This window comes from Pseudomonas sp. S10E 269 (assembly GCF_002798465.1).
GTDB lineage: Bacteria > Pseudomonadota > Gammaproteobacteria > Pseudomonadales > Pseudomonadaceae > Aquipseudomonas > Aquipseudomonas pergaminensis.
The window spans coordinates 3,132,107-3,156,562 of the sequence record NZ_PHIJ01000001.1 but is presented as its reverse complement, the minus strand read 5'-3'; the positions used below and the strand labels follow the sequence as shown (position 1 = coordinate 3,156,562).

24 protein-coding genes are annotated in these 24,456 nt (G+C 63.1%); 11 read left to right on the top strand and 13 right to left on the bottom strand.

The annotated features are described in order from the left end of the window. Positions 1–19 precede the first annotated feature (19 nt). Genes CWC48_RS14685 through CWC48_RS14675 form a run of 3 tightly spaced genes read right to left on the bottom strand, consistent with a single transcriptional unit; the run spans position 20 to position 2,081 of the window. Positions 20–607 carry an HAD family hydrolase gene (locus CWC48_RS14685; RefSeq protein WP_078050295.1) on the bottom strand — a complete coding sequence of 196 codons (588 nt, stop codon included), beginning with the start codon at positions 605–607 and terminating at the stop codon, positions 20–22. Then, a complete protein-coding gene (tesB, locus tag CWC48_RS14680) occupies positions 604–1,473 on the bottom strand; it encodes an acyl-CoA thioesterase II (protein WP_025858197.1) in 870 nt (289 codons plus the stop codon). The genes CWC48_RS14685 and tesB overlap by 4 nt, the downstream gene beginning before the upstream one ends. 38 nt (positions 1,474–1,511) lie before the next feature. Continuing rightward, a complete protein-coding gene (locus tag CWC48_RS14675; RefSeq protein ID WP_078050296.1) occupies positions 1,512–2,081 on the bottom strand; it encodes a GNAT family N-acetyltransferase in 570 nt (189 codons plus the stop codon). 75 nt (positions 2,082–2,156) lie between these two features. Between CWC48_RS14675 and CWC48_RS14670 the strand changes: the two genes are divergently transcribed. From CWC48_RS14670 to CWC48_RS14660, 3 genes are all read left to right on the top strand, one after another. Then, positions 2,157–3,077, top strand: coding sequence for a histone deacetylase (locus CWC48_RS14670; protein WP_100492102.1), 921 nt, complete (start codon positions 2,157–2,159; stop codon positions 3,075–3,077). A gap of 229 nt (positions 3,078–3,306) precedes the next feature. Beyond that, positions 3,307–6,630 (top strand): type III effector HrpK domain-containing protein, encoded by a 3,324-nt coding sequence (locus CWC48_RS14665; protein WP_100492101.1) that lies wholly within the window; start codon positions 3,307–3,309, stop codon positions 6,628–6,630. A gap of 73 nt (positions 6,631–6,703) precedes the next feature. Beyond that, complete coding sequence (locus CWC48_RS14660) at positions 6,704–7,930, top strand: TIGR03862 family flavoprotein (protein ID WP_100492100.1); 1,227 nt, start codon at positions 6,704–6,706, stop codon at positions 7,928–7,930. Between the two features lie 132 nt (positions 7,931–8,062). Here CWC48_RS14660 and CWC48_RS14655 read toward each other — a convergent pair whose 3' ends face one another. Together CWC48_RS14655 and yedA are read right to left on the bottom strand one after the other, a co-directional pair. Then, a complete protein-coding gene (locus CWC48_RS14655) occupies positions 8,063–9,397 on the bottom strand; it encodes a DEAD/DEAH box helicase (RefSeq protein WP_100492099.1) in 1,335 nt (444 codons plus the stop codon). A 48-nt stretch (positions 9,398–9,445) separates the two neighbouring features. Beyond that, complete coding sequence (gene yedA / locus CWC48_RS14650) at positions 9,446–10,342, bottom strand: drug/metabolite exporter YedA (protein WP_078050302.1); 897 nt, start codon at positions 10,340–10,342, stop codon at positions 9,446–9,448. Positions 10,343–10,502: 160 nt separating this feature from the next. Between yedA and CWC48_RS14645 the strand changes: the two genes are divergently transcribed. Both CWC48_RS14645 and CWC48_RS14640 read left to right on the top strand, forming a co-directional pair. Then, entirely contained in the window at positions 10,503–10,964 is a 462-nt protein-coding gene (locus CWC48_RS14645) for an Lrp/AsnC family transcriptional regulator (RefSeq protein ID WP_078050303.1), read from the top strand. Positions 10,965–11,003: 39 nt separating this feature from the next. Next, on the top strand, positions 11,004–11,270 hold the full coding sequence (locus CWC48_RS14640; RefSeq protein WP_256581659.1) for a DUF3077 domain-containing protein: 267 nt from the start codon (positions 11,004–11,006) through the stop codon (positions 11,268–11,270). A 189-nt stretch (positions 11,271–11,459) separates the two neighbouring features. Here CWC48_RS14640 and CWC48_RS14635 read toward each other — a convergent pair whose 3' ends face one another. From CWC48_RS14635 to CWC48_RS14625, 3 genes are all read right to left on the bottom strand, one after another. Beyond that, positions 11,460–12,071 carry a PolC-type DNA polymerase III gene (locus tag CWC48_RS14635; protein ID WP_078050305.1) on the bottom strand — a complete coding sequence of 204 codons (612 nt, stop codon included), beginning with the start codon at positions 12,069–12,071 and terminating at the stop codon, positions 11,460–11,462. 25 nt (positions 12,072–12,096) lie between these two features. Then, on the bottom strand, positions 12,097–12,573 hold the full coding sequence (locus CWC48_RS14630; RefSeq protein WP_057024475.1) for an NYN domain-containing protein: 477 nt from the start codon (positions 12,571–12,573) through the stop codon (positions 12,097–12,099). Positions 12,574–12,690: 117 nt separating this feature from the next. Beyond that, a complete protein-coding gene (locus tag CWC48_RS14625) occupies positions 12,691–13,446 on the bottom strand; it encodes a DUF2076 domain-containing protein (protein ID WP_025858211.1) in 756 nt (251 codons plus the stop codon). Positions 13,447–13,622: 176 nt separating this feature from the next. Between CWC48_RS14625 and CWC48_RS14620 the strand changes: the two genes are divergently transcribed. Both CWC48_RS14620 and CWC48_RS14615 read left to right on the top strand, forming a co-directional pair. After that, a complete protein-coding gene (locus CWC48_RS14620) occupies positions 13,623–14,282 on the top strand; it encodes a YciC family protein (RefSeq protein ID WP_078050307.1) in 660 nt (219 codons plus the stop codon). A gap of 40 nt (positions 14,283–14,322) precedes the next feature. Continuing rightward, a complete protein-coding gene (locus tag CWC48_RS14615) occupies positions 14,323–15,411 on the top strand; it encodes an endonuclease/exonuclease/phosphatase family protein (RefSeq protein ID WP_078050308.1) in 1,089 nt (362 codons plus the stop codon). A gap of 31 nt (positions 15,412–15,442) precedes the next feature. On the opposite strand, the gene CWC48_RS14610 is transcribed toward CWC48_RS14615, so the two are convergent. Then, entirely contained in the window at positions 15,443–15,646 is a 204-nt protein-coding gene (locus CWC48_RS14610) for a 4-oxalocrotonate tautomerase family protein (protein ID WP_078050309.1), read from the bottom strand. Positions 15,647–15,793: 147 nt separating this feature from the next. Next, positions 15,794–18,301 carry an ATP-dependent helicase HrpB gene (hrpB, locus tag CWC48_RS14605; RefSeq protein ID WP_078050310.1) on the bottom strand — a complete coding sequence of 836 codons (2,508 nt, stop codon included), beginning with the start codon at positions 18,299–18,301 and terminating at the stop codon, positions 15,794–15,796. A gap of 252 nt (positions 18,302–18,553) precedes the next feature. On the opposite strand from hrpB, the gene CWC48_RS14600 reads away from it, so the two are divergent. Both CWC48_RS14600 and CWC48_RS14595 read left to right on the top strand, forming a co-directional pair. Continuing rightward, positions 18,554–18,973 (top strand): polyribonucleotide nucleotidyltransferase, encoded by a 420-nt coding sequence (locus tag CWC48_RS14600; RefSeq protein ID WP_078050311.1) that lies wholly within the window; start codon positions 18,554–18,556, stop codon positions 18,971–18,973. A 15-nt stretch (positions 18,974–18,988) separates the two neighbouring features. After that, a complete protein-coding gene (locus CWC48_RS14595) occupies positions 18,989–19,882 on the top strand; it encodes a cation diffusion facilitator family transporter (RefSeq protein ID WP_100492097.1) in 894 nt (297 codons plus the stop codon). On the opposite strand, the gene CWC48_RS14590 is transcribed toward CWC48_RS14595, so the two are convergent. Then, positions 19,879–20,967, bottom strand: a complete 1,089-nt coding sequence (locus CWC48_RS14590; protein ID WP_099491064.1) for a DUF6515 family protein — start codon at positions 20,965–20,967, stop codon at positions 19,879–19,881. The genes CWC48_RS14595 and CWC48_RS14590 overlap by 4 nt on opposite strands. A gap of 398 nt (positions 20,968–21,365) precedes the next feature. On the opposite strand from CWC48_RS14590, the gene CWC48_RS14585 reads away from it, so the two are divergent. Together CWC48_RS14585 and CWC48_RS14580 are read left to right on the top strand one after the other, a co-directional pair. Then, positions 21,366–21,845: an Lrp/AsnC family transcriptional regulator gene (locus CWC48_RS14585; RefSeq protein WP_003194418.1), complete on the top strand. Its 480-nt coding sequence runs from the start codon at positions 21,366–21,368 to the stop codon at positions 21,843–21,845. A gap of 191 nt (positions 21,846–22,036) precedes the next feature. Then, positions 22,037–22,246, top strand: coding sequence for a DUF2788 domain-containing protein (locus CWC48_RS14580; RefSeq protein ID WP_032884769.1), 210 nt, complete (start codon positions 22,037–22,039; stop codon positions 22,244–22,246). Here CWC48_RS14580 and CWC48_RS14575 read toward each other — a convergent pair. After that, positions 22,241–22,876 (bottom strand): pseudouridine synthase, encoded by a 636-nt coding sequence (locus tag CWC48_RS14575; protein WP_078050314.1) that lies wholly within the window; start codon positions 22,874–22,876, stop codon positions 22,241–22,243. The genes CWC48_RS14580 and CWC48_RS14575 overlap by 6 nt on opposite strands. A 71-nt stretch (positions 22,877–22,947) precedes the next feature. Next, positions 22,948–24,420, bottom strand: coding sequence for an AMP nucleosidase (gene amn, locus CWC48_RS14570; protein ID WP_161630243.1), 1,473 nt, complete (start codon positions 24,418–24,420; stop codon positions 22,948–22,950). Positions 24,421–24,456 lie beyond the last annotated feature (36 nt).

Below are 24,456 nucleotides of genomic sequence, written 5' to 3'. Positions count from 1 at the left end.
TGGATCTTCAAAGACCGATCTAAATCATCCGGCGCAACACCGAGCAATCCTCGGCATGCCAATCTGCCAATTCCGGCCAGGGGTTCTCCGGCAGGTTCACCAATACCGTCCGCGTTCCCGCCGCCCGGCCACAATCCAGGTCGAAGCGGTAATCGCCGACCATCACCATTTCGCTCGGCGCCACGTCCCAAGCGGCCGCCAGCTTCAGCAGGCCATCCGGATCGGGCTTGGGTTGCGCATCATCACGCCCCAGTACGTCCTCGATGGCAAAGCAGTCCGCCAGGCCGATCGCTTCCAGGGTGATATGCGCCAACTCGCGCGCATTGCGGGTCAGGATGCCCAGGCGATAGCCACGTCCGGCCAGCTCGCGCACCAGTTCCACCGCGCCTTCGGCAGCCACCGAACCCAGCGCCAACGCCCGCTCATGCTCCAGCAGCCAGGCGTGCTTGGCCGCCGCAACCTCCGTCGGCAACGCCGCCAAGTGAGTGAGGATGTCGTCCTCGGGCGGAATCTCCAGGGCCACGCGAATGGCCGCGAAGTCATGCACGGCGACCGTGAGGGTGCCGTCCATGTCGAACACCCAGTGCCTGACGTCCGCCAGGCTCATGCCCAATCCTTGCGATGGCGAATCAGGCCTTCCTGGGTCACCGAGGCCACCAGTTGCCCGGCGCGGTTGTACACGCTGCCACGGGAGAACCCGCGGGAATTGCCGGCCCATGGGCTGTCCATGGCGTAGAGCAACCAGTCATCGGCACGCAGGTCAGCGTGGAACCACAGCGCGTGGTCGAGGCTGGCGACCTGCATGTCTTTCTGCCACACGGTCTTGCCATGGGGCAGCAGCGAGGTGGTCAGCAGGCCGAAGTCCGAGGCGTAGGCCAGCAGGTATTTATGCAGCGCCGGCGCATCAGCCAGGGCGCCGTCGGCGCGAAACCACACGTATTTGACCGGGTCGGACGGCTGCGGGTTGAACGGGTCTTTCTCGGTCACCGGGCGCACTTCGATCGGCTTGGGGCACAGCAGCTTGTCGCGCATGTGCTCGGGGATCAGGTGCGCGCGCTGCTGGGTCAGTTCCAGCTCCGACGGCAGGTTTTCCGGGCCAACCACCACGGGCATGGTGGTCTGGTGATCGAAGCCCTGTTCGTCGTACTGGAACGAGGTGGTGCAAGTGAAGATCGGGTGGCCCTTCTGGATCGCGGTCACGCGGCGCGTACTGAAACTGCCGCCGTCGCGCACGCGGTCCACCGAGTACACCACCGGCAACTTCGCGTCGCCAGGGCGCAGGAAATAACCGTGCAGGGAATGCACGTGCCGCGCTTCTTCTACGGTCTGGCTGGCTGCCGACAACGACTGGCCGAGCACTTGGCCGCCGAACAGCTGGCGAAAACCCAGGTCCTGGCTGCGGCCGCGAAAGAGGTTTTCCTCGATCGGCTCCAGGGTCAGCAAGTCCACCAGATCTTCCAATACTTGGCTCATAGAGCAACTCCTAAAATCTACGGGGCATTCCGGGCTGCCTATCCGTGCAGCGTGTCCAACCATTGGGCGCGGGTGATGCGATACAAAACATGATGGCGCAGCGGGTCATCGGCTGCGACCTTGGGGTGTTCAAAATCTGCCAGCGGATCGTAATGCATACCGATGGCTTGCATGACTTTTTGTGATGGCAGATTGGCCTCCGTGGTGAAGGCTACAATTTCGTCCAGGCTCAAGCGATCAAACCCACAGCGCAATGCGGTCCACGCGGCCTCGCTGGCGTATCCCAGGCCCCAGTGTTCGCGGGCCAGGCGCCAGCCGATCTCCACCGCCGGGGCGAAGTCGGCGTCGAAGCTGACATTCAACAGCCCGGTAAGGCCGATGAATTCGCCGGTGTCCTTGCGCTGCAATGCCCACAGGCCAAAGCCGTATTCGGCGAAGTGGCCGCGAATGCGGCCGATCAACGCGGCGCTTTCCAAGTGGCTCAGTTTGGCCGGGAAATAACGCATCACCTGCGGGTCGGCGCACATGCGCGCAAACTCCGGCAAGTCGCTGTCGCGCCATTGGCGCAACACCAGGCGTGCACTTTCCAATTCCAGTATCGGCTCCATGGGTCCCCTCCCTTGCCATGTCCGTGAGTGTACAGCGCTGTTAAGATCCGTCGCAGGTTCCCGTCAGAAAATCCCATGCCTTTGCCATTGATCTACCACGATGACTACAGCCCCGAGTTCCCGGCGGACCATCGGTTCCCCATGGACAAGTTCCGTCTGCTGCGCGACCACCTGGTCGACAGCGGCCTGACCGAGGACAGCCAGTTGCTGCGCCCACAACTGTGCCCGCCAGAGATTCTGGCCCTGGCCCATGACAGGGGCTACATCGAGCGCTACATGGGCGGCGAGCTGTCTCGCGAAGACCAACGTCGCCTCGGCCTGCCGTGGAACGAAGCCCTGGCCCGACGCACCGTACGTGCGGTCGGCGGCTCGATCCTGGCGGCGGAGCAGGCGCTGGAACACGGCCTGGCCTGCCACCTTGCGGGCGGCACCCACCACGCCCACTACGATTACCCGGCGGGTTTCTGCATCTTCAATGACCTGGCGGTGATCAGCCATTACCTGCTGGCCAGCGGCCGAGTGAATCGCGTGCTGATCTTTGATTGCGACGTGCACCAGGGCGACGGCACCGCGCGCATCCTCCACGACACGCCGGATGCCATCACCGTGTCGCTGCACTGTGAAAAGAATTTCCCGGCCCGCAAGGCCCAGAGCGACTGGGACATTCCGCTGCCGATGGGCATGGGCGATGCCGACTACCTCAAGGTGGTGGACGACGCCCTCAACTACCTGCTGCCGCTGTACCAACCCGACCTGGTGCTGTACGACGCCGGCGTCGATGTGCACAAGGACGACGCCCTCGGCTACCTCAAGCTGACAGACCAAGGCGTGGCCGCCCGCGATGAAAGCGTGATGCGCCACTGCCTGGGCCGCGACATCCCGGTGATGGGCGTGATCGGCGGCGGCTACAGCAAGGACCGCCCCGCCCTCGCCCGCCGCCATGGCATCCTGCACCACAGCGCGCAACGGGTGTGGACGTCATCAGGCTGTCACTGAACTGTGGGCGTTACCCACAATCCCTGTGGAACCACCTGTGGATAACTTGAGCGTAAGGGCCTGAAAGCCATTAGCCGTATGGCTTGTAAGAAACTGTACGTTTTTTGACCAGACACTTTTCCACAGCCGTGAAACGTTGTGGAACTTAGCGCCGGCGGCCGTTTTGCAACAAAACTGCCGCACGCTGGCGTCACCTTGAAGGCCTATCCCGCTTTCAGAGTACCCCGCGATGGCAACGTACAAGATCGGCAGCAACTCGACACCCGGCAATGACGACGCCCTGAAGAAAGTCGCCGCCACCTTCGACGCGGCAATGTCCCGCGCCCTGTCCGGCTTCAAGGAAGCCGCCCACCCCGGCAACTTCAAGGTGCTGGCCGCGACCGACAACACCAAGGACCAGAAGATCGCCGACGTCAAAGCCACCGGCGACCAAGAAGCGATCAAGCGCCTCGACGACCCGAACCTGGCCGACATCAGCAACACCGGCGTGCCCCTGGCCAACATCGCCAGCATCACCAAGATTTCCGATAACGTCCTGGAGCTGAAAACCCGCGACGGCAAGGACATCATCATTATCAAGCAGATGACCCCGTACCTGTTTGACGGCATGGCCGGCAAAGCCGACGCCGTGGACGCGCTGAACAAGAGCAAGGCCGACGGCTACCGCATCGCCCAGGCCGGCGACACTGCACCGGGCCTGGACACCTACAAGGCCATCGGCCCGGCTGACGAAGTCGGGCCGGGGATGATTCGCTACGAAACCCTGTCGGGCGACAAGGTGGTCGTCAGCAAGGAAACCAACCTCGACCTGTACGAAAAAGTGAAGTCCGACGGCGAAACCTGGGGCCTGATCAACGACAGCAAGGACGAAGGCTACCGCCTGGCCAGTGCCGATGAAGCCGGCAGCGTGAGCCTGGTGGGCACCCCGGAAGAACTCGGCCACGGGCTGATCCGCTACGAAACCGCTTCCGGCGACAAGATCATCGTGTCCCAGGCCATCAGCCCCGACCTGTACGCCTCGGTGGTGAAAGAATCCAACGGTATCTTTGGCGTCGACGGCGCCGTGGACACCAACTGGATCGACAACTCCAAGTACGCCAGCGCCAAGGACTGGGACAAGATCGTCGGCAACACCAGCGGCACGCCAACCCAGGAAGAACGCGACCTCGACCGTCCGCGCGCCGCCTCGAAAATGCTCAGCGACAACTGGGACAAATGGGGCCTGCACGACCGCCCCATCGACTTCTCCAACCCGCCCGCCGACCTGCCGCCCGAAGCCCAAGCCTGCCTCAAGTACCTGGCCGGCAGCCCGAGCCTGATGAACGCCCTCGACAGCGGCGGCCTGGGCAAAAGCGATGGGGTGATTACCCACGCCGATGTGGATAAGTTCATCAGCCAATCGAACAAGGACCTGTCGGCCGCCTCGAAGTCCTACGGCACCTTCCTCAGCAAGAACCCGGACGCCACAAACCTGGCCAAGGAAAATGCCAAGTCCGCCGCCATCGTCATGGCCAATATCTCCCTGGTAAGCAGCGCCGGCCCGGAAATGCAGGGGCCCAACCAGCGCGCCAACAATGGCAGCCTGAACACCGCCAATCTCAAGGCGATCAAGGATGACTCGGGCCTGAGCCCCGAGTTGACCGGCGCCGCAGGCTATTGGTCCACCCCCGGCATGCTGCGCACTCTCGACATGGCCGGCGACCTGCCCGCCACCGCCAAGGCCGACGGCATCACCCAACAGAAAAACATCGGCGCGTGGCTGGAAAACCAGGCGCCCAAGGACGACCACGGCGTGTTGATGATGCTCAGCAACGCCGCGGTACGCAGCTCGGTGGCCGACGTCGACACCTCCAAACTGACCAAGGACGTGCTCGAACACCCGGAGAACTACGACGGCAAGACCAAAGCCGCCGTGATGATGGAAATCAGCGACGCCCGCGCGCGCATGGCCGCCAGCGATAAAGTGGGCGACGGCGACCTGTATGCGGGGATTACGGCGGACACCGAATACCACCTCAACCCGACCAAATCCAAGGTCACCGACCAGCTCGATGCCGCCATCGGCAAGTTGTCCAGTGACCCGGATGTGAAGACCTTCCTCTCGCAAAACCAAGCGTCCGGCATGCGCGATATCGTCAACAGCGACCCGGCGATCAAGCATGAACTGCAGGCCTACCAGGACGGCCAGATCAACAGTGGCAATGTGCTCAACACCGCCCTGAACACCAAAGGGGCTGATGGCAAACCGCTGTCGCTCATGGACGCCCTGAGCCTGGCCGGCACCGACGCCACCCTCACCGACCTGGCACTGGGCGGCGATGGGCATGTGGACCTCAGTGTCATCGCGCAAAAGTCCGGCAAGTCCGGGGACATCGAGCAGTTCTTCAAGGACCACATCCTCAACGGCAAGGACCTGGAAGACGCCCTCGCCCAGCCGAACGCCGACCCGATGACCGCCATCGGCCAGTACGCCGCCCACGCGGAATTGCTCAAAGAGTTTCTCGGTGACAAGGTCTCGGCCCAGGACTCGTCGACGGTGCAGCAGTACGTCAACCAGGCGGTGTCCGACTCCCTGGTCAACGGCGCCAACGACGACGTGCTCAAGGGGGCGTTCGGCGATGCCAATGGCAACTTTGATGAGGCCAAGACCACGGCCATCATCGAGAAAGCCATGGCCGACGACCCGGAGATGTTCAAAGACGCCACGGGGGCGCAGATCAAGCCACAGGACGTGATCTCGTTGATCCGCTCGATGTGGGACGTGAACCGTCAGGGCCAGAAGATCAGCGACGTACTGCCCAAGGCCGTGGACGGGCTGAAGCTCAACGCCAGCGATTCTTACAAACAAGGCCTGCTGCACATCGGCAGCGCCTTGCTGGCCGGCGGCGTACTGGCGGCGCGCTCGGCCACGGGCGGCAACAGCCCGGCGGACAACGCCGGGCGCGTGGCGGCGGGCATGCAGTTTGCCGGCCTGATCACCGAGGGCGGCACCAAGTACGCCAAGGAAGCCGGCTACGGCATGACCTGGAAACCCACCCCGATCGACCCGAACAAACCCCAAGGGATCGGCGACTTCCCCACCGGCAAAATGGTGCAGAACACCGACGGCCTCAACCGCCTGGGCAACCTGGGCAAGATCGTCGGCGGCACCGGCAGCTTTATCGGCGGCGTGTTCGGCCTAATCAGCGGGGTCAACAGCGCGTTTGCCGGGGATAAACTCAACGCCGGTTTCTCCCTCACCAGCGGCGCCCTGGGCACCGGCGCGGCAGTCGCCTCGATTATCGAAGGCGGCGCGGGCCTGTTCGGCATTGCCGATGCGGCGGCCATCGCGGGGACCTTCGCCGGCGTACTGGGTTGGGCCACCGCCGGTCTGGGCATCGTGACCAGCTTTGTGTTCCCGATCATCGAGGTGGTGAAGCGGGAAAAACAACAGGACGCGTTCTTTGGCAACCTGGTGCAGACCCTGGATAAATATGGTCTCACCGGCGGCCCGATCACCGACGCCGACCGTGCGGACGAGTACCCGCCGTACGCCAACACGGGTTTTGCCTGAGTACGTTTTGCCTAACGGCACGGGGCGCGCATTGCTTACAATGGGCGCCCTTTGTTTTTGACCAGGCCTGCCGATGTCCGCTACTGCTCCTTCCCACGTTGCCATTATCGGCGGCGGCCCTGCCGGGCTGATGGCCGCCGAAGTCCTGAGCCAGGCGGGCGTGCGGGTGGACCTGTACGACGGCATGCCCTCGGTGGGGCGCAAGTTTCTGCTGGCCGGCGTGGGCGGCATGAACATCACCCACTCCGAGGACTACCCCGCGTTTCTGTCGCGCTACGCCGAACGTGCGCCGCACATGGCGCCATTGTTGCGCGCATTTGGGGCCGAGGCGTTGTGTGAATGGATCCACGGTTTGGGGATCGAGACCTTTGTCGGCACCTCGGGCCGGGTATTTCCTACGGATATGAAAGCCGCCCCGCTGCTGCGCGCCTGGCTCAAGCGCCTGCGTGACCAGGGCGTGGTTATCCACACCCGTCATCGCTGGCTGGGCTGGAATGCCGAGGGCGACCTACTTATCCACAGCCCCGACGGCGAAAAAACGGTCCACAGCGATGCCGTGCTGCTGGCCCTCGGTGGCGGCAGTTGGTCGCGCCTGGGTTCCGACGGTGCGTGGCTCAAGTTGCTGGAAGATCGCGGCGTACCCTACGCCCCGCTGCAACCGAGCAACTGTGGCTTCGAGGTGTCGGCCTGGAGCGAGCTGATGGTCAGCAAGTTCGCCGGCGCGCCGTTGAAAAACGTCGCCATCGGGCTGGGGGATGACAAGCCTCGCCTGGGCGAATGCGTGGTCACCGCGACGGGGATCGAGGGCAGCTTGATCTACGCGCTGTCGGCGCCGATCCGGGAAGCGATCAACCGCGATGGTTCAGCCACCGTGCATATCGACCTGTTGCCGAGCAAGCCATTGGACAAAGTCCAGGCAGCCTTGGCAAAACCCCGTGGCTCTCGCTCGATGAGCAAGCATCTGCACAGTCAGCTGGGGTTGGACGGCGTGAAGGCCGCGCTGCTGCGTGAGTTGACGCCTGCCGCGCACTTCACCGATCCGGCGCAATTGGCGGTGGACATCAAGGCGCTGCCATTGACGCTGGTAAAGACCCGGCCAATGGATGAGGCGATCAGCACCGCGGGCGGCGTGCCGTTCGAGGCGCTGGATGAGCGATTGATGCTCAAGCCATTGCCGGGGGTGTTCTGTGCGGGGGAGATGCTGGACTGGGAAGCGCCAACGGGCGGGTATCTGTTGACCGGGTGTTTTGCCAGTGGCAGAGCGGCTGGGCGGGGGATGTTGGAGTGGCTTCACCGCTGAGATTTGCGGTGAATTCCGAGCCGCCTTCGCGGGCAAGCCCGCTCCCACCTTTGACTGCATTCCAATGTTGGAACTCGGTCAAAGGTGGGAGCTGGCTTGCCTGCGAAGAGGCCATCAGCAGCGCTGAAAAACTTACTTCTTCTTACGCGGCCCGGTATTGAACACCGGCACCTTGCGCACCGGCTTGATCGACGGCTCAGCCGGCGCGACGTCGCCGCTGTCCACCCACTTGCCCAGGTTGCGCTTACCGCCCCCACCCGACGCTTTAGGCTTCTTCGGTTTTTTCGGTTTCTTCACCACCTGCCCGCTGGCATCGGTGTCCGGCACACGATGCTCCGGCTCGAAGTCCGGCTCCATCTTGCGGGTCAAGGTCTGGCGCGTCAGCATTTCGATGGCCGACAGCATGTTGACTTCATCGGCACACACCAGGGAAATCGCTTCCCCGGTGTTACCCGCACGCCCGGTACGGCCGATGCGGTGGATGTAGTCTTCGGCCACGATCGGCAGGTCGAAGTTGACCACCAGCGGCAGGTCTTCGATATCCAGGCCACGGGCCGCCACGTCGGTGGCGACCAGGATCTGCACTTCGCTGGATTTGAAGCGGTCCAGCGCACGCTGGCGCGTGGCCTGCGGCTTGTCGCCATGGATGCCGTCGGCATTGATGCCCAGGCCCTGCAACTTATCCACCAGCGCGTCCACGCCGTTACGGGTCTTGGCGAACACCAGCACCTGCTTCCAGCGGCCTTTGCGCATCAAGTGCACAAACAGCTCCGGCTTGCGCTTCTTGTCCACCGGCACCACCCATTGCTTCACGGTGTTGGCAGCGACGTTGCGCGGGCTGACTTCGATGCTCAGCGGGTCGTTGAGCATCTGCCCCGCCAGCAGGCGTATGTCATCGGAGAAGGTCGCGGAGAACAGCAGCGTCTGGCGCTTTTTCGGCAGCATGCGATAAATGTTCGCCAGCTCTTCGGAGAAGCCCAGGTCGAGCATGCGGTCGGCTTCGTCCAGCACCAGGGTTTGCAGCTGGTTGAGTTTCAGCGCGTTCTGGCGGAACAGGTCGATCAGGCGGCCAGGCGTGGCGACCAGAATGTCGACGCCCTTGCGCAGTTTCATCATCTGCGGGTTGATGCTCACGCCGCCGTACACCGCGTAAGTGGTCAGCGGCAGGTGTTGCGCGTACTCGGCAACGCTGGCGTGAACCTGCTCGGCCAGCTCGCGGGTCGGGCACAGAATCAGCGCGCGCGCTGAGTTGGCGGCGACTTTCGGCCCTTCCATCGTCAGCAGCTGCAGCAGCGGCAAGGCAAAACCGGCGGTCTTGCCGGTGCCGGTCTGGGCCGCAGCCATCAGGTCGCGACCGGCCAGCACTGCCGGTATGGCTTGCGCCTGCACCGGCGTCGGGGTCTGGTAGCCAAGCGTCTCAAGGGCGCGCAGCAAGGGTTCGATCAGGCCAAGGGTGGCGAAAGTCATGTGTTTACCGTAGGAAAAATTCAGCGCAAGGGCGTAATGCGCCGCAGTTTACCTTATTTCCGGCTTGGGCTTGCGCCACTGGGGCAGGCTGATCAACAGCACGGCGCTGATGATCACCAGCATGGCCAACGCCTCTTCCAGGCCGATGGTCTCGCCGATGAACACGATCCCCAGCAACACCGCGACCGCCGGGTTGACGTAGGCATAGCTGGTCGCCGCCGCCGGGCGCACGTGCTTGAGCAGGTACATATAGGCGTTGAAGGCTATGATCGAGCCAAACACCGTCAGATAGGCCAGGGCCAGCCAGCCTTCCAGCGGCGGCGTGGCCTGCAGGCGTTCACCGGAAAGCGCGCTGACGAACAACAGCGCCACACCGGCGACCAGCATCTCCGCAGCACTGGCCATGGCGCCCTGGGGCAACGGCAATTGCCGGCTCCACACCGAACCAAACGCCCAGGAAGCAGCCGCCACCAACAGCAACACAGCACCCATCGGGCTCGACTGCAACGTGCTGCCCATATTGAGCATGGCGATGCCGATGATCCCCAGAATCACCCCCGCCCACTCCAAGCGAGTGTTGCGCGCGCCCCAGAAATACCCACACAGCAAGGTGAACAACGGCACCGTCGCCACGGCCAGCGCCGCCACGCCGGACGACACCCCCATGTGTTCCGCCACGCTGACACCGCCATTGCCCACGGTGAGCAGCAAAAGACCAATCATCCCGGCTGCTTTCCACTGCGGCCACGTCGGTGCCGGCACCCCACGCCAGCGCAGGAAGCCATACATCAACGCCCCCGCCGTGCAAAACCGAATCCCCGCCAGCAACAACGGCGGCCAGTACTCCACGCCGATGCGAATCACCAGATAGGTGGAACCCCAGATCACATACAGCGCAAAAAAGGCGGCGATCAACGGTAAGGGAAAGCGACGTGGGCCAGGCATTGGGCGGCTCTATGGCAGGAGATGGGAGGCTTATTCTAAAAAGACAGGTCGTTAAACATAAGTTACAAAACCTGTTTAAAACGCCAATACACTTTTCAAAGCATGGTTGTGAAGGCTATAAACCGTGTTTTCGAAAGCCACGCGCAACCGGAGCCTTCTCATGGACAAATACGACCGCATGCTCCTCAGCGCCCTGCTCGAAGACGGCCGCGCGTCCTACGCGCAACTGGCGCGCACGGTAAACCTCTCCGCCCCCGCCGTGGCCGAGCGCGTGGCCAAGCTGGAGGCCAGCGGCGTGATCACTGGGTATCAGGCCAAGGTGGACCTGTCCAAAGTGGGGTTGCCGATCCAGTGCGTGATTGAACTGCGGCTGACCAATCATGGCAGCCAGAAGGTGTATGACGCGTTGGCGGAAATTCCCGAGCTGACAGAGTGCCATCGGGTGACCGGCGACCCGTGCGTGATCATGCAGGCAGCCGTGGGGTCGATGCCGGAGTTGGAGAACCTGATCAACCGGGTGGCCAAGTTCGGGTTCAGCAAGACCTCGATTATTTTGTCGAGTGCGATAGAGCGGCGGGTACCGTTGGGGCAGTTGGAGGGCAATGGGAAAAATGGTGGCTGAACCGTAGCCATCGCAGGCAAGCCAGCTCCCACCGTTGAAATGCATTCCAACGGTGGGAGCTGGCTTGCCTGCGATGACGTCAGTTGCATCAAAGCCTGCGCCCCGGATGCGCCCCATTTCATTCTGAACGACAACCTGAGCTTCGAAGACGCCCTCGCCCATGCGGCCGATTTGCTGCATTGCGCGGTGGAGACGGCGCAAGCGCCGAGTGAGGCGATGAAGGCGCAGCAGCGGGCGGTGATGCATTTGGTGGGGATGGCGAAGGGCGTGGTGGATCGGGCGTTGCAGTGTGTGCAGCCACACTAGCTTTGTGGTGAGCGGGCTTGCCCCGCGCTGGGCTGCGAAGCAGCCCCAATTAAGGGCGCCGCGTTCTTTCAGTTAGCACGGAGTGTCAGGTTTCGGGGCTGCTCCGCAGCCCAGCGCGGGGCAAGCCCGCTCACCACAGAAGCCCGCTCACCACAGAGAAGACCGGGCCCACAGGAGATTGTGGCGAGGTCAGAACCCGCGATGCTTCTTCAGGTGCTCATTGATCTTCGCCGCCGGCACTTTCTGCAAGGTGCACAGCAACTCATGGGACAGTTCGCGCAAGCCGTGGGTGCGGCGCAGTTCCTGGGCCAGGTGGGCTGTGAGGTTAGCTGCCATTTCCGCATCGGCCATCGCTCGGTGAGCCTTGCCGGTGTGGGGCAGTTGCGCGTAGGTGTTGAGGGTGCCGAGCTTGTGGTTGGGCGCAGCCGGCATGAGGCGGCGTGCAAGAAGCAGGGAGCAGGCGAATTTTTGCAGGCGGGTACGGCGGATCAGGCCCAGTTCGTAGTCCCAGAACTTCTGGTCGAACGCGGCGTTGTGCGCCATCAGTGGCGTGGTGCCGACGAACTCGTTGACCTCGTTCATCACTCGCTCGGCCGGCGGCGCGCTGCGCAGCATGGCGTTGCTGATGCCGGTGAGTTGCTCGATAAAACCCGGCACGCGCACGCCGGCGTTCATCAGGCTCTGGTAGCGGTCCACAATCTGGCCACGTTCGAGGATGACCACCGCGATTTCAGTGGCCCGGCAATGGCTGCTCGGGGTGATGCCGGTGGTTTCAAAGTCGATGACCGCTATACGTTCCAAACCTGTTCCAACTCCGTCTTAGCATTTATTTGAGCAACAACGCGCCTTCAATCGGCACGTAGCGACTGGCGGCGCGTATCAATGAATTGGCCGTCAGCCCCGGTACGCCATAGGCCACGGCCTCGACGCCATGCTTGTGGATAACCCGGTCGAGCAACATGTCGAAATCACCGTCGCCAGAGGCCAGCACGATTTCGTCGACGTGGTCGGCGGCGTCCATGATGTCGATGGTGATACCCACGTCCCAGTCGCCCTTGGCCGAGCCGTCGCTGCGCTGGATGTAGGGCTTGAGTTTTACCGTGAAACCCAGGTTGCGCAGGATCTGCTGGAATTGCTGCTGTTTGCTGTCGCCACGGTCGATGGCATACGCGTACGCCTCGACGATCTGCCCGCGCGCGCTGATATCAGCCCACAACGCGGCGTAGTTGAAGTGGCAGCCATAGGCCTGGCGAACGGTGTAGTAGAGGTTTTGAACATCGGCGAACACTGCAATTTTCTTCACCGCACTTCCTCATGACAGCCAGGCGCCAGGGCCCGGAAAGGGTGCCAGTATGCCAGCCGCGAGAAGGTTTCCGGGAAAAATCAGACCGGGGCGACGAAGCGCCCCGGCCGAGGTGGGTCAGACGAAGGAATCGTCGTCGCCGAAGGAAGAAGAATCGTCGGAATAATCGCTGTCGGTGAAGCTGTCCGAGTTGTCACTGCCCCAGCTGTCATTGCCGGCGTACTTCTGGTCATCGCCGCCCCAGCCGCCCTGGTCACTGGCGGGCGCCGGCTGTTCGATGATTTCCTCGACCACCTGCGGTTGCTGGTTGTGATGGAACAGGCTGCTGATGCCTTCGGCCAGCAACACACCACCGGCCACGCCGGCTGCGGTTTTCATCGCGCCGCCGAGGAAACCGCTACCTATCGGGGCTGCCGGCGCTTGTTGCGGCTGTTGGTAGTTCTGCTGGGGCGCGCCGTAGTTCTGCTGCGGCGCAGGCTGGCTGAACCCAGGCCGCCCCGGTTCACGCCAGCCGCCACCGGAAGACGCCGGGGCGCTCTGCGCAGGTTGGGGGTCGCGGGAACCACCGCCAAAGATGCTCGACAAGAACCCACCGCTGCTCGCCGGAGCGGCTGGCGCGGATTTCGCCCGCTGCAGCTCATCCTGCAACTGCTGGATCTGCTGCGCCTGCTCCTTGTTTAGCGCGTCGAGGCTTTTGAGCGCGTGCTCTTGCACCAGGATCGACTGGGTCATGTAGTACCCGGCTGCCGGTTGGCGCGTCATGTGCTCCTTGATCCGCGCTTCGGCCTGGGCGTCGCGGGGGGCTGAGTCCGTTTCGGCTTGTTGCAACCGTGAAAACAGTCCATCGATCAGGGTTTGCTCTTCGCTGTTCATGGCGACCTCGTTAGATTGCCGGTAGAAATCGTGGTCTCGCCTGTGATCAGGCGCCGCTCTAGTTATGGGGGTGTTACGAGTTGTTTCAATGGTCTTTACTCAAGGTTTACGTTTGCTTACCGCCCGTGATGATCGGTTAAAGTGTTGCCCTTGCTTTCAGGCCTGCGATGAACTCGATGAATCCGTTAGACGTGCTGCGCGACTCCTTCCGTTTCACCCAACGCAACCTGGGCGCTATCGTCCAGCTGTGTCTGCCGTTGGTGATTTTCGAGGCCCTGCTGCAACAGGTGCTCAACCACGTGGTGGGCCCGGATGCATTCCCTGGCTACAGCGTGGTGGTGGGGTTGCTGGTGTACCCGCTGTACACCGGCGCGTTGATCCTGTTTCTGGATGCCCGCACCCGTGGCGAGTCACCGACGACCAAGGATGTATGGGCCATGGCCCTGACCCTGTGGCCGCGCTTCGCCCTGCTGACGGCCATGAGCACGCTGCTGATCCTGCTGGGGCTGTCGCTGTATTTCCTGCCGGGCCTGTGGCTGATGGTGGTGCTGGCCTTTGCCGAGTACCTGCTGGTGCTGCGCGGCATGCCGGCGCTGGAGGCGATGAAGGAAAGCTTCCGCCTGAGCCGTGGGCATTTCTGGCTGATCCTGGTGTGCCTGCTGTGCGTGATGACGCCACTGTGGCTGCTCAAGGGCGCCAGCGTTGCGGCCTACCCCACGCCTGCGCCGCTGCTGGGCCTGTTTCTGGACAGTGCCCACAGCTTCCTGCAACTGTTTACCAGCGTGGTGCTGTTCCGGTTATTCATGCTGATCGGTGGCGATGCCGACGCGCGGTGATATGCTCCGTGCCACTCCTGAAACGCTATAAGCCGAGCCGATGACCCGTTTATTGCGCATAACCCTGCTGGGCCTGCTGATCATTGCAGGCCTGCTCGCCGCCCTGATCTACAGCCTGACCTGGCGCCCCGAGGCGAAGGAAACCCTGCCGGTGAGTTGTGTCGCGCCCCGTGCGCCCACGCTGCTGCCCGGGCAGGCGCTCAAGGTCATGACCTGGAACGTGCAGTACCTCGCCGGCAAGAACTACGTGTTCTGGTACGACACCGCCGACGGCAGTGGCCCGGACGACCGCCCGACCGTGGAAGACATGGCCGCCAGCCTCGACGAAGTGGCGCGGGTGATCCGTGACGAACAACCCGACATCCTGCTGCTGCAGGAACTCGACGAAAACGCCAAGCCCTCCCATTACCAAGACCAGCTTGCCCTGTTGCAAGAGCGCCTGGTCGACCTCTACCCCTGCAGTGCCCAGGCCTTCGACTGGAAAGCCGACTTCGTGCCCGACCGGCATATCTTCGGCAGCGTCGGCCGTAAATTGGCGACCCTCAGCCGTTACCAGATCGAACACGCCGAACGCCTGCAATTGCCGGCCCCCGAGGCGAACTTCATCAGCCGCCAGTTCCAACCCAAGCCGGCCTTGCTGTTGACCTACCTGCCGCTGAGTGACGGTGGCCAACTGGCCGTGCTCAACACCCGCCTGGACGGTGACGCCCCTGGGCGCAGCGCGGTGCAGGAGCAGGTACAAACCACGGTCAAGCTGCTGGATAAATTTGAAGGGCGCGGCACACCCTGGCTGATCGGCGGCGACTTCAACCTGCTGCCCCTGGGCCAATTCCTGCGGCTGGACGCCGGCAAGCGTGGGCAATATTCGCCGGACAGCGAGCTGCATTTGCTGTGGGACAAATACCCGATGATCCCGAGCAACAGCCAATCCAGCGGGATTGACCGTGAGAAGTGGCTGACCCACTTCCCCAACGACCCGAGCGTCGACGGGCCGGACCGCACGCTCGATTACCTGTTCTACAGCCCGCGAATCAAGCGGGTGGAGGCGAAAGTGCGGCAGGAGGACACGTTGCGCATTTCCAACCACCTGCCGGTGATCGCTCGGTTCCTGCTGCCCGCCGCACAATAATCCCTGCCATGGGAGCACGGGCTGTGCGCGTTTATTCGACTCTTTTTCGGTACTCGGTGGTGGTGATTCCCGCGTAGCCCCAGTTATCCGTATCCACCTCTTCGATGACGATGTGAGTAAGGTGCGGGTCCTTATTGAGCACGGTTTGCATGGTGTTGGTTATTTCGGCGATGACCTGGGCTTTCTGCTCCTGGGTGACGCCATCACGGGTAATACGGACGCTGATGAAAGGCATGGAAAAGTCTCCACTTCGTCCCTCATCGACATGATGAGGCGGCAAGTGTGGAAACTTTAGAATGTTGCCTTGGGCGGATAAATGCGGCGGCGGGAACATCATTTGTGATGCCGCGTAATGAATAAAGGCACATCCTGTGGGCGCTGATTATTTACGCGGTTTGATTCGCGCGGTTGCCTCGGCCACCAGCGGGTCATCCGGCCAGTAATGCTTGGGGTATCGCCCTTTCAAATCCTTTTTTACTTCGGCGTAGGTACTGCGCCAGAAGTTCGCCAGGTCCTGGGTCACTTGCACCGGCCGGCGTGCCGGGGACAGCAGGTGCAGCTTCACCACCTGGCGCCCGCCGGCAATGCGCGGGGTGTCGGCCAGCCCGAACAGTTCTTGCAGGCGCACCGCCAAGATCGGCGGCTGTTCGCTGTAGTCCAGGCGCACCGACGAGCCCGAGGGCACTTTCACATGCTGTGGCGCCAGTTCGTCCAGGCGCTGGGGCAGCGGCCAGGGCAGCAGGTTGTGCAGGAAGCTGGAAATGTCCAGGTTGGCGAAATGGCTCAAGCGCGAGACTTTGCCCAGGTAAGGCATCAGCCAATGTTCAAGGCTGGCGAGCAACGCCTTGTCGCTGATATCGGGCCACTCGCTGGTTTTGCCGGCGTCGAGGTGCCGCAGCAGCATGACCCGCGCCTGCCATTGGCGCAGCTCGGGCGTCCACGGCAGTAGCTCGAGGCCTTTGCGGCGCACCAGGTTGACCAGCGCCTGGCTGCGCGCGGACTCGTCCAGGCCGGTCAGGGGTTCGCGGCTCAGTACCAGCTCGCCGACTTTGCGCTGGCGCTCGGCGCGCAGTACGCCTTCGCGTTCGTCCCAATCCAGCTGGTCGACGTTGCGCACTTGTTCGGCGAGCACCGTGTCGAACAGCGCCGGATCAAAGTCCGCCGCCAGGTAGATGCGTTCCTCACGCTGGCCCTGGCGGCTGCCCAGATCGGCGATGACCAACCAAGGCTGTTTCATCAGGCTGTCGGCTTCGGCGAACAGCGCCGCGCGGCCGTTGGCCAGGCGGTATTCAGCGCCGCCGGCGCGACGCTGTTGAGCGACACGGTCCGGGTAAGCCAGGGCGAGCAAGGCGCCGAGCCAGCGCGAGTGGTCGGGGTCGGCCACCGGTTGCGTGGCCTGGCCTCTCAAGTAGCCGCGATACTGTCGCGCCAGTTGCTTGGCCCGCTGCACCCCGCCTTGGGCGCCACGCGCGCGTGCTTCGCCGGACAACAGCGCCAGGCGACTGTGCAAATCCGCGCCGCCGCCGCGCAGGATATCGCGCTCGCCCAGCAGGGCCGCGACATCGCAGGCGGTGGCAGCCAACCCCAGGTCCTGCCCGCGCAACAGCAGGTGCGCGATACGCGGATGGGCCGGCAGTTCGGCCATTTTCTGCCCGTGGGCGGTCAGTTTGTCGTCGTCCAATGCGCCGAGGCGCACGAGCAGATCCTGGGCTTGGGCATACGCGGCGGTGGGCGGCACGTCCAGCCACACCAGCTGCGTGGGCGTAACGCCCCAGCGCGCCAACTGCAGCGCCAAGCCGGCCAGGTCGGCCGCAAGGATTTCCGCACTGCCGTAGGCGGCCAGGCCTTCATGCTGGTCCTCGGACCACAAGCGATAGCAAACGCCTGGCTCCAGCCGCCCTGCCCGGCCGGCGCGCTGAGTGGCACTGGCGCGGGAAATGCGTTGGGTGTCGAGACGGGTCATGCCGCTGCCCGGGTCGAAACGCGGCACCCGCGCCAACCCGGCGTCGATCACTACGCGCACGCCGTTGATAGTAAGACTGGTCTCGGCGATGTTGGTCGCCAGCACCACTTTGCGTGTACCTGCGGGCGCCGGGTCGATGGCGGCGCGCTGGGCGGCAAGGTCCAGCTCGCCATGCAGCGGGCACAGCAGCACATCACTGCGATCGCCCAAGGCCTCGGCCAATTGCTGGTTGACCCGGCGAATCTCCGCCTGCCCCGGCAAGAACACCAGCACGCTGCCGGTTTCGTCATGCAGGGCCTCAAGGATGGTTTGCACCACACGCGGCTCGATGAATTCACCGGGCTGGTAAGGCCGGCCCCAGCGCATCTGCACCGGAAACATGCGCCCTTCGCTGCGCAGGATCGGCGCGTCATCCAGCAGGCTGGCCAGGCGCTCGCCTTCGAGGGTGGCGGACATCAGCAGGATTTTCAGCGGCTGCTCATCGCGAAACAGCTCGCGGCCGTTCAGGCTCAGGGCCAGCGCCAGGTCGGCGTCGAGGCTGCGTTCGTGGAACTCGTCGAAGATCAGCAAGCCCACGCCGTCCAGCGCCGGGTCGTCTTGCAGACGGCGGGTGAGGATGCCTTCGGTGACCACTTCGATACGGGTGTTGGGGCCGACTTTGCTGTCGAGGCGAATGCGATAGCCGACGGTTTCTCCGACCTTCTCGCCCAACTCACTGGCCAAGCGTTCGGCCGCTGCCCGGGCTGCCAGACGGCGCGGTTCGAGCATCAGGATGGTCTGCCCGGCCAGCCATGGCTCGTTCAACAACGCCAAGGGCACACGGGTGGTTTTACCGGCGCCGGGGGGCGCTTCCAGAACGGCTTCATGGCGAATCGCCAAGGCGTCACGCAGGGCGGGTAAAACTTCATCAATCGGCAACGAATTCATACTGGCTCCAAAGCAGAGCGGCGAGTATAACGGCGAACTGCCAAGTGCCGACGATGGTCTCAGAAACGCCACCCACATCAATTGTGAATGCAATCAAGGGTGGGAGCTGGCTTGCCTGCGATAGCGGCGTGTCAGCCAATGCACTGCTGGCTGCTCCATCGCTTTCGCAGGCAAGCCAGCTCCCACGTTGGACCGGCGTTGTTCAGCTGATCTGGCTTATAGTCCTCTTTAAATCGTGTTCAGGAGAATGTTATGCGTATCGCTTCCCGTGTCATTGGCGGTGTCCTCGCCGTCACCCTGCTGAGCCAACTGACGGCCTGCGGTTCGATCTTCTACCCGGACCGCCGTGGCCAGATCGACGGCAAGATCGACCCGACCATCGCTGTGCTCGATGCCATCGGCCTGCTGTTCTACGTCATCCCCGGCCTGATTGCCTTCGGCGTGGACTTCGCCACCGGCGCGATCTACTTCGAGCCGGGCAAGACCGCCCAGGTCGACCCGCAAAAACTCCACGAAGCCATCGGCGCCGACGGCCAGGTCGACAATGCCAAGCTGCAAAGCATCATCCTGAAAGAAACCGGCCGCAGCCTGCCGCTCGACGACCCGCGCATGATCCAGTTCAAAGGCAGCGTGCAACAACTCGCCACCCTGGGCCTGCAACCCGCCGCTTAAGGATTCGACCCGCCTATGACCAGCAGCCCCGAACACGCCAGGCTCTTGCGCCTGGCCACCCGCGCGTCGGTGGGCGTGGCCTGTGTGCTGATTGTCACCAAAGCCATCGCCTGGTGGTTCAGTGGCTCGGTGAGCATGCTCGCCGGCTTGACCGACTCCCTGCTGGACGGCGTGACTTCACTGCTGAACCTCGTCGCCGTGCATTACGCCCTGCGCCCCGCCGATGACGATCACCGCTATGGACATGGCAAGGCGGAGTCGCTGTCGGGCATGGCCCAGGCGCTGTTCATCGGCGGCAGTGCGGTGTTGATCGCGCTCCAGGCCTACGAGCGCCTGCAACATCCGGAACCGGTGGGCGCGCCGTGGTTGAGCATCAGCGTGATCATCTTTTCCCTGGTGTTGACCGTGGCCTTGTTGATGCTGCAACACCGGGTGATCCGCGAAACCGGCTCCAATGCCGTGCGCGCCGATTCACTGCACTACCGCTCGGACTTGATGCTCAACGGCAGCATCCTCGTGGCGCTGGTGCTGGCGGGCATAGGCTTTCACCAAGTCGACGCCTGGTTCGGCCTGGGTATCGCCGCCTACATTTTGTGGAGCGCGATCCAGATCGCCCGGGAAAGCTTTGCGGTGTTGATGGATGAAGAGCTGCCGCCAGACGTCAGCCAGCACATGCTGGAGCTGGCGCGTGGTGTACCGGGGGTGTTGGGTGCGCATGATTTGCGCACGCGGATTTCCGGCAGCCACTGGTTTGTGCAGCTGCATTTGGAATTGCCAGGGGAATTGACGCTGTCAGTGGCCCACGGCATCAGCGACCAGGCCGCCGATGCCATCCACAAGGCCTACCCGCGCGCCGAAGTGCTGGTGCACGCCGACCCGCGGGAAGTGGTCACAGGCAACAAAACCTAGTACTGCACCTGATAACCGCGACTGCTCAGGCAGTTGCCCTGAGCCTGACGGTAGGTTTGCACCACCGCCGGGTCGGGGGCGTAGGTGACTTGCTGCGGGTCGAAACCGCTTTGCTGCACAGCCCAGCGATAACAGTCGTAGCCGTCCTGCTGCACCTGGGCCGGTGACTGGCCGTTGGCGGGATACGCCACCACGTCATAGCCATTGCCTTGCGGCGCGGGCTGCGGTGCCGGTACGGCGGCCGGCGGTTGCACCACCACGTACTGCTGGGAGCTGCTTTCGTAGGTGTAGTAGGAGCCCGCCGCGAGGAAGAACAGCGCACTGCCTATCCACACTTCACGCGCGTAGTCCGGCAGGTAATGCACGCGGATGCCGTACGGCGGCGTCACCACCACGTAGCGCGGCCCTTGCGGACGGTACCAGTAGCCGCCGGAGTAGAAGTAATCCTGGCCACGGTAAGGCACGCGGTAATTGCGGTCGGGGAAACGGTCGATCACGTAACCCGGACGATGTTGCGGGCCCGGGCCCCAACCATTGCCATGGCCGTCGGGGCGGCCTGGCCAGCGGTTGTCGCCGGGATGGCCATTGTTGAACCCGCCGCCATTGTTACCGGGCCGAGAGCCTGGGCCGCCGGCTTCCCAATGCTGGTTGCCGTCGTTGCGTCGCGGGATGTCACGGTAATAGCCCTGGCGCGGTTCCTGGGTCTGGCGCACGGTGTCGGGGCGACTCTGGATCGGCAGGTTGTTAGACGGCTGTGGTTGCGGTGGCTGCACCGGTCGCCCCTGCTCATTACCCTGGGGACGCCCCTGCCATTGGCCACCCCCGTTCTGGCCTCCGCGATCGAAGTGTTGGTTCTGTGGGCGCGGCTGATTGTTTTCCGGCCTTGGCTGGTTATTCTGCGGACGCGGTGGGTTGTTCTGCGGGCGGGGCTGTTCACTTCCCCCTGGCCGTCCGCCCTCCGGCCCTCGTTCATGCTGACCACCGCCTTCACCGCGCGGCGCATTTTCACGCTCGTCGGCCACTGCCTGGGCGCCAACGGTGACCATCAGCAAACCTACACCTGCCAAACGCCAGATGCGCTTCATGCTATTCCTCACTGCGGATTAGGGCCTGTCCATGAGACTGGAAAAGCGAGGCCCGGTTCTCGCACAGGTTATCAGCAGGCAAAAGAAAAGGGGTGACCCGTCGGCCACCCCTTGAGAACTTCGTCCTGGCTCAACGCTTTTGACGTTGGCTCACCTCACGCCGTCTTGTGGACAGTGTGCAGCCTGGAGGCCGGCTCAACCCTGCTGGGGTGGCGGCCGCTGCGGGCCTGATTGGGCTCGCTGCAAGTGGACTGTTGTCCAGGCGGTGATTCTGTTGATAAAGATACCCGCCAGCGCCCGACAGATGATTGCGAAGATTGCGTCAATAAACAGTGCTTGCGCAATTTTTAACCCTTCATGGATAATTCACCGCAATAGTTACGACAAAGGCCAACCCAATGAGCAAGCTTGACCGATACGACCTGAGTATTTTGGCGGAATTGCAGCGCGACGCGAGGATCTCCAACCAAGAGTTGGCCGAACGCATCGGCTTGTCGCCATCGCCGTGCTCGCGCCGCGTCAAGCAGTTGGAAGACGACGGTTACATCGCGCGCCAGGTCGCCTTGCTCGACCGCAAGATGCTCGGCCTGAGCCTCACGGCCTATGTGCTGATCGGCATGGACCGCCACACCCCCGAGCGTTTCGAGAACTTCGAAGCGGCCATCCGCACCCTGCCCCAAGTGCTGGAATGCAGCCTGGTGACGGGGATGGATGCTGACTATCAGTTGAAAGTGGTGGTGCCAGACATGGATCACTACCAGAAACTGCTGCTGGGTCACCTGACCCGCATTGAAGGCGTGACCAGCGTGCGTTCCAGCTTTGTGTTGAACCAGGTACTCAACAGCACCGAGTTGCCGCTGACTCACCTAAGAACCTGAGATCACCACTCAACAATGTGGGAGCTGGCTTGCCTGCGATGCAGGCAACTCGGTGTGTCAGCAAACCGAGGTGATGCTATCGCAGGCAAGCCAGCTCCCACATTGACCGCGCCGACTCAGGTCAATGTTGCGCCTCAGACGCTGCCTTATACTGCCCGCCTGCCTTTGTCGGAAAATTCGCCATGAACAACATCGACCCCGCCCTCTTTGAAGAATGGATGATGACCGGCCTGGTCACTGTCCTGATCATTTTCATGGGCTTTATCGTCTGGGACCTGGCAAAGAAGTCCAAGGCCGGGCGCTTTGGCTCGTTCATCCTGTTCTTCGTGCTGGGCCTGGGCGTGGCCGCGTTCATCATCAAGAGCGTGGTGATCGGCCTGATCGAGTCCGGCGCGTTATAAGCGCGCCGGCACTTCCTTCCACTGGCCTTGATCCAGGCCATCGATTGTCCAATCGCCAATCCGCACGCGCACCAGCCGCAACGTGGGCAACCCCACGGCGGCGGTCATGCGCCGTACCTGGCGGTTGCGCCCTTCACGAATGACCAGCTCCAGCCAGTGCGTCGGGACGCTTTTGCGAAACCGCACAGGCGGGTTGCGCGGCCACAACTCGGGCTCATCCAACGGCCGCGCTTCGGCGGGCAAGGTCTTGCCGTCGTTAAGCTCCACGCCCTCGCGCAAGCGTTGCAGCTGCTCTTCGGTCGGCTCGCCTTCGACCTGCACCCAGTAGGTTTTCGCCAGCTTGTGCTTGGGGTCGGCAATCCGCGCCTGCAGCTGGCCGTCATTGGTCAGCAGCAACAGGCCTTCGCTGTCACGGTCCAGGCGGCCCGCCGGGTAAATGCCGGGGATGTCGATGAAATCCTTGAGCGTCGCACGCCCGCCTTCGTCGCTGAACTGGGTCAGTACGTCGAATGGTTTATTGAACAGGATCAGCTTCGGCTCGGCAGGCGGTGCCTTGGCGACACGCCGCGCAGCGGAATACGGGGGTTTCACACCAGGGCGGCGCGAATCGGGACGGGTGGGACGGGACATGGCAAAGGAACATCTAACGGTCAGGACCGACAATGCTAGTGGCCTGACCGTTAAATGACCATCCCAACCGCTTAGCGGAACGGCGGCTCGTCGAAGCTGCGCAGTTTGCGCGAGTGCAGCGAGTTGAGTTCGGTGCGCAGCAAATCCACCGCTTCGATGCCGATCTTCAAGTGCTGGCTCACCGCACGCTCATAGAACGCGTTGGCGGAGCCTGGCAGCTTGATTTCGCTGTGCAGCGGTTTGTCCGACACACACAGCAAAGTGCCGTACGGCACCCGCAGACGATACCCCTGGGCGGCGATGGTGCCGCTTTCCATATCCACGGCCACCGCGCGGGACAGGTTGATCAGCGGGCGTTCCTGGGCCCAGCGCAGTTCCCAGTTGCGGTCGTCATAGGTCAGCACGGTGCCGGTGCGCAGGCGCTTTTTCAGCTCTTCGCCTTTTTCGCCGGTGACGTTGGCCGCCGCTTGCTGCAAGGCCAACTGCACTTCGGCCAGGGCGGGGATCGGGATGTTCGGCGGCACGACGCGGTCGAGAATCCCGTCGCGACGCATATAGGCGTGCGCCAGTACGTAATCGCCGATGGTCTGGGATTGGCGCAGGCCGCCGCAGTGACCGATCATCAGCCAGCAATGCGGACGCAGCACGGCCAGGTGGTCGGTGATGTTCTTGGCATTGGATGGGCCAACACCGATGTTCACCAGGGTCACGCCGTGGCCATCGGTGGCCTGCAGGTGATAGGCCGGCATCTGGTAGCGGTGCCACACCACGCCAGCGGCAATCGCCGAGGCCTCGCCGTGGTCCATGCTCTTGTCGATCACCACGTTGCCCGGCAACACCATGCGGATAAAGCGCGGGTCGCTGCGCAGTTGTTCCAGGCCATGCAGGATGAACTGGTCAACATAGCGGTGGTAGTTGGTCAGCAGGATCCACGGCTGCACATGGCGCCAGTCGCTGCCGGTGTAGTGCACCAGGCGACGCAGGGAAAAGTCCACGCGCGCCGCATCGAACAGCGCCAGGGGCAGCGGGTCGGTGTTTTCCCAGTCGTAGAGGCCATCGGCGATGCCGTCGGTGGCCGCCGACAGGTCGGTGCTGGGGAACACACGGGCCAGGGTCGCGGCAGTTACACCCGAACCGGCCAGTTCATCGCCCTGCTCCACCACGTAGGGGTACGGGATGTTTTGCTGGCTCACACCGACTTCCACCGTCACGGTGAAATCGTGCATCAGCGGCACCAACTGCTCCAGCAGGTATTTACGGAACGCCGCAGGATGGGTGACGGTGACGCTGTAGGTCCCCGGCAACTGGACCTTGGCATATGCCCGGGTAGTCTGTGGGACTTCGCCGTGGCAGTGGTAGGTCAGGCGCAGTTCCGGGTAGCGAAACAGCGCACGTTGTTCGGCGTCGGGCTCGACGCGGTCTTTGAGGTATTGCTTGAGGGCTTGATTGAGCGCGCCCGTGGCACGCTCATGCAGGGCCGCCAGCCGGTCCACGGCTTCTTCAGCGGTTTGAACGACAACAAAAGCTTCGGTCACGGTAAGCATCCTGTGTTCTGACGTGCAGGCCTTTATCTTGCCTGT

Excerpts from the sequence above, each read along its gene's own strand:
- CWC48_RS14685 (WP_078050295.1), bottom strand. The coding sequence starts at position 607 with ATGAGCCTGGCGGACGTCAGGCACTGGGTGTTCGACATGGACGGCACC.
- CWC48_RS14625 (WP_025858211.1), bottom strand. The coding sequence starts at position 13,446 with ATGAACAGCGAAGAGCAAACCCTGATCGATGGACTGTTTTCACGGTTG.
- CWC48_RS14655 (WP_100492099.1), bottom strand. The coding sequence starts at position 9,397 with ATGACTTTCGCCACCCTTGGCCTGATCGAACCCTTGCTGCGCGCCCTT.
- CWC48_RS14645 (WP_078050303.1), top strand. The coding sequence starts at position 10,503 with ATGGACAAATACGACCGCATGCTCCTCAGCGCCCTGCTCGAAGACGGC.
- CWC48_RS14600 (WP_078050311.1), top strand. The coding sequence starts at position 18,554 with ATGCGTATCGCTTCCCGTGTCATTGGCGGTGTCCTCGCCGTCACCCTG.
- CWC48_RS14585 (WP_003194418.1), top strand. The coding sequence starts at position 21,366 with ATGAGCAAGCTTGACCGATACGACCTGAGTATTTTGGCGGAATTGCAG.
- tesB (WP_025858197.1), bottom strand. The coding sequence starts at position 1,473 with ATGAGCCAAGTATTGGAAGATCTGGTGGACTTGCTGACCCTGGAGCCG.
- CWC48_RS14595 (WP_100492097.1), top strand. The coding sequence starts at position 18,989 with ATGACCAGCAGCCCCGAACACGCCAGGCTCTTGCGCCTGGCCACCCGC.
- amn (WP_161630243.1), bottom strand. The coding sequence starts at position 24,420 with ATGCTTACCGTGACCGAAGCTTTTGTTGTCGTTCAAACCGCTGAAGAA.
- yedA (WP_078050302.1), bottom strand. The coding sequence starts at position 10,342 with ATGCCTGGCCCACGTCGCTTTCCCTTACCGTTGATCGCCGCCTTTTTT.
- CWC48_RS14665 (WP_100492101.1), top strand. The coding sequence starts at position 3,307 with ATGGCAACGTACAAGATCGGCAGCAACTCGACACCCGGCAATGACGAC.
- CWC48_RS14615 (WP_078050308.1), top strand. The coding sequence starts at position 14,323 with ATGACCCGTTTATTGCGCATAACCCTGCTGGGCCTGCTGATCATTGCA.
- CWC48_RS14675 (WP_078050296.1), bottom strand. The coding sequence starts at position 2,081 with ATGGAGCCGATACTGGAATTGGAAAGTGCACGCCTGGTGTTGCGCCAA.
- CWC48_RS14610 (WP_078050309.1), bottom strand. The coding sequence starts at position 15,646 with ATGCCTTTCATCAGCGTCCGTATTACCCGTGATGGCGTCACCCAGGAG.
- CWC48_RS14590 (WP_099491064.1), bottom strand. The coding sequence starts at position 20,967 with ATGAAGCGCATCTGGCGTTTGGCAGGTGTAGGTTTGCTGATGGTCACC.
- CWC48_RS14575 (WP_078050314.1), bottom strand. The coding sequence starts at position 22,876 with ATGTCCCGTCCCACCCGTCCCGATTCGCGCCGCCCTGGTGTGAAACCC.
- hrpB (WP_078050310.1), bottom strand. The coding sequence starts at position 18,301 with ATGAATTCGTTGCCGATTGATGAAGTTTTACCCGCCCTGCGTGACGCC.
- CWC48_RS14670 (WP_100492102.1), top strand. The coding sequence starts at position 2,157 with ATGCCTTTGCCATTGATCTACCACGATGACTACAGCCCCGAGTTCCCG.
- CWC48_RS14660 (WP_100492100.1), top strand. The coding sequence starts at position 6,704 with ATGTCCGCTACTGCTCCTTCCCACGTTGCCATTATCGGCGGCGGCCCT.
- CWC48_RS14620 (WP_078050307.1), top strand. The coding sequence starts at position 13,623 with ATGAATCCGTTAGACGTGCTGCGCGACTCCTTCCGTTTCACCCAACGC.
- CWC48_RS14640 (WP_256581659.1), top strand. The coding sequence starts at position 11,004 with ATGCATTCCAACGGTGGGAGCTGGCTTGCCTGCGATGACGTCAGTTGC.